The organism is Enterobacter sp. 118C5 (assembly GCF_034107645.1).
In the GTDB taxonomy this organism is placed as follows: domain Bacteria; phylum Pseudomonadota; class Gammaproteobacteria; order Enterobacterales; family Enterobacteriaceae; genus Enterobacter; species Enterobacter nematophilus.
Genome location: NZ_JAWNEU010000024.1, coordinates 20,751 through 27,919 on the forward strand (window position 1 = coordinate 20,751; position 7,169 = coordinate 27,919).

Annotated in this window: 5 protein-coding genes and 1 rRNA gene; 1 reads left to right on the top strand and 5 read right to left on the bottom strand. The window is 56.2% G+C overall.

Annotated features, from left to right (window positions below; genetic code table 11):
- Positions 1 to 119 precede the first annotated feature (119 nt).
- The gene (gene iclR / locus UTO39_RS21810) at positions 120 to 947 is read left to right on the top strand and encodes a glyoxylate bypass operon transcriptional repressor IclR (protein ID WP_072201792.1); all 828 of its coding nucleotides are present in this window, start codon (positions 120 to 122) and stop codon (positions 945 to 947) included.
- Here the strand turns inward: iclR and aceK are convergent.
- The 5 genes from aceK to rrf form a co-directional block, all read right to left on the bottom strand.
- The gene (gene aceK / locus UTO39_RS21815; protein WP_320728080.1) at positions 901 to 2,664 is read right to left on the bottom strand and encodes a bifunctional isocitrate dehydrogenase kinase/phosphatase; all 1,764 of its coding nucleotides are present in this window, start codon (positions 2,662 to 2,664) and stop codon (positions 901 to 903) included. The two genes, iclR and aceK, sit on opposite strands and share 47 nt — an antisense overlap.
- Before the next feature lie 106 nt (positions 2,665 to 2,770).
- Complete coding sequence (gene aceA, locus UTO39_RS21820; protein WP_045328956.1) at positions 2,771 to 4,075, bottom strand: isocitrate lyase; 1,305 nt, start codon at positions 4,073 to 4,075, stop codon at positions 2,771 to 2,773.
- 31 nt (positions 4,076 to 4,106) lie between these two features.
- On the bottom strand, positions 4,107 to 5,708 hold the full coding sequence (gene aceB / locus UTO39_RS21825; RefSeq protein WP_320728081.1) for a malate synthase A: 1,602 nt from the start codon (positions 5,706 to 5,708) through the stop codon (positions 4,107 to 4,109).
- Positions 5,709 to 5,978: 270 nt separating this feature from the next.
- On the bottom strand, positions 5,979 to 6,908 hold the full coding sequence (gene metA, locus UTO39_RS21830; RefSeq protein WP_151413575.1) for a homoserine O-succinyltransferase: 930 nt from the start codon (positions 6,906 to 6,908) through the stop codon (positions 5,979 to 5,981).
- A 175-nt stretch (positions 6,909 to 7,083) separates the two neighbouring features.
- Positions 7,084 to 7,169, bottom strand: a 5S ribosomal RNA gene (rrf, locus tag UTO39_RS21835); the annotation flags it as partial.

Genomic DNA, 7,169 nt, shown 5'->3' on the forward strand with positions numbered 1-7,169 from the left:
TCACACCGCGGTAACATGAGACATGTTCACCATCACTCCTCCGATCAGTCAGGAAAGCGGTTGCAAATTCACCAAATAAAACGAAAATGATTTCCACGATACAGAAAAAGGAGATCGTCATGGTCGCGACCGTTCCCGCCAAACGCGGCAGAAAACCTGCCGCCACCGCCGCCGCACAACCCGGCGGACAGGTCCAATCCCTGACGCGCGGTCTGAAGCTGCTGGAGTGGATAGCCGAGTCGCACGGCAGCGTGGCCCTGACCGAGCTGGCCCAGCAGGCTGGCCTGCCGAACTCCACCACGCACCGCCTGCTTACCACCATGCAGCAGCTGGGCTTTGTCCGCCAGGTAGGCGAGCTGGGGCACTGGGCGGTGGGCGCGCACGCGTTTATCGTGGGCAGCAGCTTCCTGCAGAGCCGTAACCTGCTGGCGATTGTGCACCCTATTCTGCGCAAACTGATGGAAGAGTCCGGCGAGACGGTGAACCTGGCGGTGCTGGACCAGAGCGACCACCAGGCGATTATCATCGACCAGGTGCAGTGCACGCAGCTGATGCGCATGTCGGCACCGATTGGCGGCAAGCTGCCGATGCACGCCTCCGGGGCGGGGAAAGCGTTTCTCTCGCAGCTCAGTGAAGAGCAGGTGACGGGGCTGCTGCACCGAAAAGGGCTGCACGCCTACACCCACGCCACGCTGGTGTCGCCGGTGCATCTGAAAGAAGATCTGGCGTTAACCCGCAAGCGCGGCTATTCGTTTGATGATGAAGAACATGCGCTGGGCCTGCGCTGCCTGGCGTCCTGCATTTTTGACGAGCACCGCGAGCCGTTTGCCGCGATCTCCATCTCCGGGCCGATTTCACGCATGACCGACGACCGGGTGACCGAGCTGGGCGCGCTGGTGATTAAGGCCGCGAAAGAGGTGACGCTGGCGTATGGTGGGATTCGTTAAACCGCACACAAAACCGCTGCTTGCGGCGGTAAGCGTACACATCCTCCACGTGCCCGTTTTTGATCCGCGTTTGCAGCCCGCGCCAGTAGCTGGCGCGGAACAGATCGGCATGCATCTCTTCAAATAGCGGGCCGATGCGCGGGTCGGCGCACAGCCAGTGGCGAAACTCCTCCGGAAACACGTCCCCCGGCGAAACGCTGTACCACGGCTCGCTGGAGAGCTCATCTTCCGGGTAGCGGGGCGGCGGGATATCGCGGAAGTTCACTTCGGTCATGTAGCAAATTTCATCGTAATCGTAGAACACCACCCGCCCGTGACGGGTGACGCCGAAGTTTTTAAACAGCATGTCGCCCGGGAAAATATTGGCGGCGGCCAGCTGGCGAATTGCGTTACCGTACTCCTCAATGGCGTCTCGTAAAGCCTGACCGTCTGACTGCTCCAGCCAGATATTCAGCGGCACCATGCGGCGTTCAATGTAAAGATGGCTAATTGCGATTTTGTCGCCAAGATCGGTGATTTTGGCGGGTGCTTCCTGCATTAAAAGCGCCATGAGCGCCGGATCGATCTGCTGTTTATCCAGCACAAAGTTTTCGAACTCCTGGGTATCCGCCATGCGCCCGACGCGGTCGTGCTCTTTAACCAGCTGATAGCAGGCGCGGACGTGCGCGGCGGTCATCTCTTTCTGCGGCGCGAATCTGTCTTTTATCACCTTAAAGACCCGGTCAAAGCCCGGCAGCGTGAAGACCAGCATCACCATGCCGCGAATGCCGGGCGCCTCGATAAACTGCTCGTCGGCGGTAGTGACATAGCGCAGGTATTCCCGGTAGCTTTCCGTTTTGGCGTGCTTCTGGCAGCCAATCGCCATATACAGCTCGGCGGTGGTTTTGCCCGGTAGGATCTCGCGCAGCCACTCCACCAGGGCGGCAGGCAGCGGGGCGTACACCATGAAATAGGAGCGGGCGAAGCCAAACACGATGCTGGCCTCGGCGCTGGTAGTCAGGCAGGTATCAACAAACAGTTCCCCGTCATCGGTTCGATGGATCGGTAACAGAAACGGCACGATGGCCGTCGGCGTAACCAGTTTCCCCACCAGCCAGGCGGCCTTATTGCGGTAGAAAAGCTCGTTGGCAACCTGCAAATGGCTTTGGCTGAGCGCCTCAGCGCCGAAGGTTTCATTGAGATGCGCGTGGATATAGCCGATGTCCCGGACTTTATTCTCCCAGGGCAGGCGCAGCGGCAAATCCGTTAGCACGCGGTGCAGGAGCTTGTCCCATCCGCGATCGGGAAAGAAATCCTTCGCCAGCGGACGCGGAATGGTGCGAAAGCGTCGTTCGGGCTGGGAGCTGAAGATAAATAACCGCTCAGGAGATAATGAGCGGTGGTCAAATAACCGGCAATAGACGGAGTTGAAAAAGCTCTCCGCAATCTCGAAGCGCGGGTAGTCGGGTAACAGATGGGTGTAATGCTCTTTCACGCGCAGTAAAAATTCCGCGTCCGGGCTTTTACCGTCGGTAATACAGCGCAGCTGTTCCACCACCAGACCCACGTGGTGGTCGTAGAGATGAATACGCTGCTTCATGGCCTGCTGAACCGCATGCCAGTCTGCATGCTCGAAGCGCTGCTGCGCGCCGGATGTCACTTCCAGAAAACGACCATACTGGGCATCGAATCCCTGCAAAATAGTTTGGGCAATCAGTAATTCCAGTCCACGCGACATATATTCCCCTTACCCCTCACCCCAAAGGGGAGGGGGAACGGTCTGGTAAGAATCTGTTTTCCCCCTCGCCCCTTCGGGGAGAGGGACTGGGTGAGGGGGAAAAAAATTAGAACTGTGCTTCTTCGGTTGAACCCGTTAAGGCGGTGACGGAGGAGGTGCCGCCCTGAATAATCGTGGTCACATTGTCGAAGTAGCCGGTTCCCACTTCCTGCTGGTGAGACACGAAGGTGTAGCCGTCTTTGCCCGCCGCAAATTCCGGCTGCTGGACCTTCTCAACGTAGTGCTTCATGCCCTCACCCTGCGCGTAGGCGTGCGCCAGGTCGAACATGTTGAACCACATGCTGTGGATGCCCGCCAGGGTAATGAACTGGTATTTGTAGCCCATGTCGGACAGCTGCTGCTGGAAGCTGGCGATGGTTTTGTCATCCAGCTTTTTCTGCCAGTTGAAGGACGGCGAGCAGTTGTAGGCCAGCAGCTTGCCCGGGTATTTCGCGTGGATGGCATCTGCAAACCGTTTTGCCAGCGCCAGGTCCGGCGTGGAGGTTTCACACCAGACCAGGTCCGCGTAAGGCGCGTACGCCAGGCCGCGGCTGATCGCCTGTTCAATGCCGGCATGTGTGCGGTAGAAGCCTTCACTGGTGCGCTCGCCGGTAATGAATTCGCTGTCGTACGGGTCACAGTCAGAGGTAATCAGGTCCGCCGCGTCCGCATCGGTACGGGCAATCACCAGCGTCGGCACGCCGAGCACGTCAGCAGCCAGACGCGCGGCAACCAGCTTCTGCACGGCTTCCTGCGTTGGAACAAGCACTTTACCGCCCATGTGTCCGCACTTCTTCACTGACGCCAGCTGGTCTTCGAAGTGAACGGCCGCTGCACCGGCCTCTATCATCGATTTCATCAGCTCGAAGGCGTTCAGCACGCCGCCGAAGCCTGCTTCCGCATCCGCGACGATAGGAAGGAAGTAGTCAATAAAGCGCGGATCGTCAGGTTCGATACCGGCGGCCCACTGGATCTGATCCGCGCGGCGGAAAGTGTTGTTGATCCGATCCACGACCGACGGCACGGAGTTAGCCGGATAGAGCGACTGATCCGGGTACATGCTGGAGGCCAGGTTGGCGTCTGCCGCGACCTGCCAGCCGGAGAGGTAAATCGCCTCAATACCCGCCTTCGCCTGCTGCAGTGCCTGACCGCCTGTCAGCGCGCCGAGGCTGTTGATATAGCCCTTTTTAGAGCCACCGTGCAGCAGCTTCCACATTTTCGCCGCGCCGTTCTGTGCCAGCGTACATTCCGGATTGACCGAGCCGCGTAATTTCACCACTTCCTCCGCGCTGTAAGGACGGCGGATGCCTTCCCAGCGCGGTTGAGTCCACTCTTTCTTTAATTCTTCGATTTGTTGGGTACGGGTTTTCATGTGCAGATGCTCCATATTGTTATGTGGTGAGTTACGCCAGGAAGCGGTAGCCCGGCAGGGTCAGGAAGTCGATTAAGTCATCTGAGGTGGTGATTTGCTCCATCAGGCGCGCTGCGTCGTCAAAACGTCCGCTGCTGAAGCGGTGTTCGCCCAGCTCGTCCTGGATCACCCGCATCTCTTCGGCCAGCATCTGGCGGAACAGCGCTTTTGTCACCGGCTTGCCGTTGCTGAGCGTTTTTTGATGGTGGATCCACTGCCAGATAGAGGTGCGCGAAATTTCCGCCGTAGCGGCATCTTCCATCAGGCCGTAGATAGGCACGCAGCCGTTGCCGGAGATCCACGCTTCGATGTACTGGACCGCGACGCGGATATTGGCGCGCATGCCCTCTTCCGTACGCTCACCAGCGCAAGGAGCCAGCAGCTGTTCTTCAGCCGTTGGGGCATCTTCTTCGCGCGTGACAAACAGCTGGTTTTTGTTATCGCCGAGAACGCGGTTGAAAACCTCCATCGCCGTATCGGCCAGGCCCGGGTGAGCAATCCACGTGCCGTCGTGACCGTTGCGGGCTTCAAGCTCTTTATCGGCTTTCACCTTATTGAGCACCTGATTGTTGCGCTCCGCATCTTTGCTCGGGATAAAGGCCGCCATGCCGCCCATCGCAAAGGCACCGCGCTTGTGGCAGGTTTTAATCAGCAGACGCGAGTAGGCGCTGAGGAACGGTTTATCCATGGTCACGACCTGGCGATCCGGCAGCACGCGGTCGGGATAATTTTTCAGGGTTTTGATGTAGCTGAAGATATAGTCCCAGCGTCCGCAGTTCAGCCCGACAATGTGGTCGCGCAGGGCATGCAGAATTTCATTCATCTGGAACACGGCGGGCAGCGTTTCAATCAGCAGCGTGGCCTTGATGGTGCCGCGCGGCAGGCTGAAGCGATCTTCCGCGTAGCTGAATACTTCACTCCACCAGGCAGCTTCCTGCCAGGCCTGCGTTTTTGGCAGATAGAAATAGGGACCGCTACCTTTTGCCAGCAGGTTCTTGTAGTTGTGGAAGAAATAGAGTGCGAAATCAAACAGGCTGCCCGGAATGGCTTCCCCACGCCATGTGACATGTTTTTCAGGCAGGTGCAGACCGCGTACGCGACAGATCAGAACCGCCGGATTCGGTTTGAGCTGGTAGATTTTCCCGGCTTCGTTGGTATAGCTGATGGTACCGTTCACGGCATCGCGCAGGTTGATCTGCCCGTCGATAACTTTGTTCCAGTCCGGGGCCAGCGAGTCTTCAAAATCGGCCATAAAGACTTTAACGTTGGCGTTCATGGCGTTGATCACCATCTTGCGCTCGACCGGACCGGTGATCTCAACGCGACGATCCTGTAAATCTTCAGGGATGCCGCGGATTTTCCACTCGCTACGACGAATGGAAGCGGTTTCCGAAATAAATCCAGGCAACTTGCCGTCATCAATTTCCTGCTGCTGATGAATGCGTGCCGCCAGCAGCTTATTACGCTGCGGCGTAAAGCGGGTCACCAGTTCAGTCAGAAATTCTACCGCTTCCGCCGTCAAAATTTGCTGCTCTTGCTCGCCATACGGCTGGGTAAAGGTCAGCTCATCGACCGTTGTTGCCTGTTGAGTCATCTTTCTGCTCCTCATCAAAGATCCAAAATCACGCCCCCAATGCGAACGAAAGATCGTTGTGTAGTTTTCGCTCAGCAGAATTAAGACTATCTGTAATTTTTCCAAAATCAAAAACAATTTCCATTTTATTTAATATGTTCAGTTAACTTTTTGATTATTATGAGATTAAAGTTTTATTGGGTGTTGAATGGAATTTCGGAAATAAAAAAGGCACCCGAAGGTGCCTTATCTGAATAGCTGAAACGCTTTAGGATCGTTTAATGCAGAAGATTACTCCAGTGTCGGATTCATGTGGCGAAGATCGTACGGCGTAATCTGGTAGACGTAATAGTTGAGCCAGTTAGTGAAAAGCAAATTGCCGTGGCTGCGCCAGGTCGCTCTCGGTTTGTTTTGCGGATCGTCTTTCGGGAAATAGTTGTACGGTACATCCGGATTAAGACCCGCCTCGACATCACGGAAATACTCTGACGCGAGGGTATGCGGATCGTACTCAGGATGCCCGGTCACAAAAGCAATGCGTTTATCCTTGCTGGCAAACAGGTAGGCATCCCCGTCTTCCGTTTCAGCCAGGATCTCCAGATCGGTGTAATCACGAATCAGCTGGGCCGGGAAATCGGCGTAGCGAGAATGCGGGGCCAGGAAGGAGTCGTCAAACCCACGCGTCAGCAGCGCGTGTGGATGAAGAATGTGGTGTTCGTATACGCCGGAGAGCTTTTCAGTGCGGGTTTGCTTGGGAATACCGTAGAGAATGTTGAGTGCGGCCTGTACCGCCCAACAGACAAACAGCGTTGACGTCACGTGATCCTTTGCCCACTCCAGCACCTGTTTGATCTGCGGCCAGTAGGCGACATCGTTAAATTCAACCAGACCGAGCGGCGCGCCGGTCACAATCAGTCCGTCGAAGTTTTCCCCCTGAATATCCTCGAAATTACAGTAGAAGTTATTCAGATGCTCAGAGGGCGTGTTACGTGACTCACGGGCATCAATACGCAGCAGCTGAATATCCACCTGCAGCGGTGAGTTCGACAGCAGACGCAGGAACTGATTCTCCGTTTCGATCTTTTTCGGCATCAGGTTGAGGATGAGTACCTTCAGCGGGCGAATTTCCTGACCTGTCGCGCGTGAAGCCGTCATCACGAAGACGTTCTCTTCACGTAAGAAATTGACGGCTGGTAGCTCGTCCTGCACCCGAATCGGCATAACCTTACTTCCTCACAGTATACGTATAAACGTTTAGACATCCAGACAGCTAACGATACCCAGAAATGGTATGAATGTCGAGCCTGCAAGTCGAAGGTGAGAAAGTTTCAGGGAGAGGGAGAAAACAAAAGCAAAAAACCCCGCACCTTTCGGTACGGGGTTCTTCTTAATTGATGCCTGGCAGTTCCCTACTCTCACATGGGGAGACCCCACACTACCATCGGCGCTACGGCGTTTCACTTCTGAGTTCGGCATGGGGTC